The following is a 3267-nucleotide window of genomic DNA, read 5'->3' on the forward strand; positions in this document are numbered from 1 at the left end:
TTGGTTCATTTCACCCAGAAAAATTGTTATTTATTCCGAGACTCTATATAAGTGATAATAAAGACTGCATAAGCGCAGCACATTCAGATGATACTTTGTTTTTGACCTGTGCCTGTGTTGACTGCTCTTTTTCTTTCATTTGTTCGAGCAAAGTAGTGACTTCATGTTGAAGATTTTGCATGTGTAAACGAAGTTCTTGAATATCGACTTCTTCATATGCACGTTGTTTTTCAAAAGTTTTTTTTATTTCTTGTAGGCTCATGCCATTTGTTTTCATCTCTTCAATTTCATGTAGCCGCTTTATTGCTTCCGATGTGTAATAACGGTAGTTTGAACTAGAACGTTCAGCTTCCAACAGGCCAAGATTCGTGTAATAGTCGATTGTACGTTTTGTAATTCCTGTAATATCAGCTAACTCACCAATTTTTAGTCTCTCGATCCCATTGTGTACTCCTCCTAACCGTCACGTGATACTTTTATTATATTAAATTAGATGTCTAGATATCAAGAACTTTACATTACTTTTTTCTACATATTTGTGAAGTTTCTTTTTTTCGAAGCAATATTTTTCTTACTACTTTTATCTATTTACTAAGAAAAGAAATGCGAGGAATTTGTAACGAAAATAAAAAAAGAGTAACACAGAATACCTGTTTACTCTCTTATACTAATTTTCGATAGAAAATTCTTTTTACTTAAATTATTTATCAGATTTGAGATTTTTCCTATAATATTTATAAGTTCAGTATTAACCTTAGTATAAAAGTTTCATTAGGAACTAAACTCAATTAATAAGAAAACGTGTAGATATCAGTTAGTATTTTTAGCGATGAGTAAATTTTCATAAACCCGCTTAATACTCAAAACATAGTTATTGTAGTATTTTTCTTTTTAATGATGATGCTCATATCCATACTCTTCTACATATTTCCGGAAATTCTCTAAGTCCTTCATACCTGTTGACTTACCATTCATTGCTTGCTGCAATCGCTCTAATAGTACAGTTTGAAGTTTTGGATGGTAGCCAAAATACTGTGCAAGGGTAATCTCCAATTGAGGATATTTCTTAGAAAAAGATTCTTTCATACGTCCCATACGCTCCATTAATATACCTGTAAATAGGAAGTACGGCAACATTACAACTTTCTTTGCACCATGCTTTAAACAATTTTCAATCCCCTGTTCTACAGTTGGTTCTGCAATTCCTATAAACGCACTTTCAACCGCTAAAACATCCAATTGATTGTTTAGTATATTAGAAATCTTATAAAAGTCAGAAATAGCTTCTGCATCACTACTTCCTCTTCCTATTAGCAAAATAGCTGTCTCAGGATGCTTAGCATGTATATCAAAATTTATATCTATCAGTCTCGTCTTTAAAATCTCAAACACTTCTGGGTGAATGCCGATTGTTTGTCCATATGTAAATCGTATCTCCGGAAATAATTCTTTTGCTTCCTCTATTTCTGCAGGAATATGTAATTTAGAATGTCCCGCATGTAATAAAATAATTGGGATAACATGTACCTCTTTAGCTCCTTGCTCAATACAAGCTTGAATCCCATCTTCAATATTTGGTGAAGCGAACTCTAAAAAACATGTTTCGACTATTAAAGAAGAATCAATACTCGGAAGCATTTGACTGACAAAATTACGAACTTCTACATTTCCTGCTTCTAATCGACTACCATGACCAACGAACAATACGGCTTTATTTTTTTTACCAGTATACTTTCGGTATTTATCAATTCCTTTAATTCGATGGCTGTTTCGCTTACGTTTTCCCTGCTCAATTGAATATATAATTTGTTCCTCGGGTACTTGTTCGTGGACAATTGATCTAGCAACCTTTTCGTCCTGAACAGAATACCAAGTGCCTTTTGGATAATCAATAACAACACATTTATCTCGACAACGACCATTACAACGAGTGCGTGACGTATGAATTATATCATCCAATTTATTTTTACGAATTTCATCACGAATTTGCTGCGTTACATCTTCAGCACCGGCCCCCATACAAGTTGCCCCATTACAAATTAATAAATGACGCTGTAAATTCATTAAGTTCCATGTTGTCATTTTTTATCCCCTTTCTTTAAGCCTCTTTTACTACCCAAGCTTTTCTACACCCTTTTAATCAGTCCTGTATAAATAAATATAAAACTTGCCATTTTAAATTAATGTGAGGGCACTCCTTCTACTATTAATATACTTCGGGATAAAATCCTTTTACTAAAATTTCTAAAGCTTCTGCTATGCGTACACCTTCAGATGCTGCTGAAAGAGGTAATACTACAAATCTTTCATTTTGTACTGCTGGGGTTTGACTTAAAGCGGGGTCAGTTTTTAAAAACTCAATCTTTTCTTCAACTGTTGTTGAACCATAATCAATAACAACAATCACTTCAGGTGAACGCTCTACTACGTCCTCTTTTGATACTGTTGCCCAATTATCTTCAATATCACCAAATATATTTTTTGCTCCAGCCATCGTAATTAACGTATTCATAAAGTTTTGAGTAGCTGTATATACTTCTGTTTCCCCGCTATCAAATACTAGTACATCCAATGGTTTTTCTATTTTTGGAATCTTTTCACTAATTTCATCAATATCACGATTTATGTGGGAAATCAATTCTTCACCACGTTCTTCTACACGAAATATTTTCGCAATGTTCCTTATATCTGTATAAACATCATCTATTGTTGGAGCTACCTTCACCGATGAAGATTGTAAATACGTATCAATTTTTAAATCCTGTAACTCCTCACGGCTTGCGATATTTTTTTCATTGAAGGCACTTGTCCATCCTCCGTATATAAAATCTGCCTCTGCCGCGATTACTTGCTCCTTTGATGGATAACCTTCAGCTAATACAGGAACTTTATTATACGCTTCTTGTAGTGGTTCATAAATAACATCATCTAAATAAGCTGTTCCCACCATAGAGTCTTCTAGGCCTAAAGCTAACATAATCTCTGTAACATGTTGATTAACTGTAATTGCTTTCGTTGGTGCATCTTCATATTCAATTGTCATACCTTCGTTTTCTATTGTGACCACTTCTGCAGATTGTTTAGTTTTTCCTGTTATTTCTTCCTTTACCGAATCCTTATCAACATTACAACCAGTAATAAATAATACCAACATACAAGAAACTGGTACCCATATTAGCCCTTTTAATTTTTTCATATTTTGTCCCCCAAGTTACTTTGCGTATTGTCAAAAATAATTTATATAAATCGCTAATAAATGTTGATTTT

The 3267-nt window shown here is 33.5% G+C and carries 3 protein-coding genes; all 3 read right to left on the minus strand.

Going from position 1 to position 3267, the window contains the following annotated elements:
* Nucleotides 1–43 precede the first annotated feature (43 nt).
* Nucleotides 44–439: a MerR family transcriptional regulator gene (locus CD30_RS18730; RefSeq protein WP_328286148.1), complete on the minus strand. Its 396-nt coding sequence runs from the start codon at nt 437–439 to the stop codon at nt 44–46.
* Between the two features lie 452 nt (nt 440–891).
* Nucleotides 892–2082, minus strand: coding sequence for a CbiX/SirB N-terminal domain-containing protein (locus tag CD30_RS18735; RefSeq protein WP_036180569.1), 1191 nt, complete (start codon nt 2080–2082; stop codon nt 892–894).
* Nucleotides 2083–2206: 124 nt separating this feature from the next.
* Nucleotides 2207–3196 (minus strand): ABC transporter substrate-binding protein, encoded by a 990-nt coding sequence (locus CD30_RS18740; protein WP_036180572.1) that lies wholly within the window; start codon nt 3194–3196, stop codon nt 2207–2209.
* Nucleotides 3197–3267 lie beyond the last annotated feature (71 nt).

Origin of the sequence: Ureibacillus massiliensis 4400831 = CIP 108448 = CCUG 49529, assembly GCF_000772965.1 — a bacterium.
Taxonomy (GTDB): Bacteria; Bacillota; Bacilli; order Bacillales_A; family Planococcaceae; genus Ureibacillus; species Ureibacillus massiliensis.

Excerpts from the sequence above, each read along its gene's own strand:
- CD30_RS18735 (WP_036180569.1), bottom strand. The coding sequence starts at position 2,082 with ATGACAACATGGAACTTAATGAATTTACAGCGTCATTTATTAATTTGT.
- CD30_RS18740 (WP_036180572.1), bottom strand. The coding sequence starts at position 3,196 with ATGAAAAAATTAAAAGGGCTAATATGGGTACCAGTTTCTTGTATGTTG.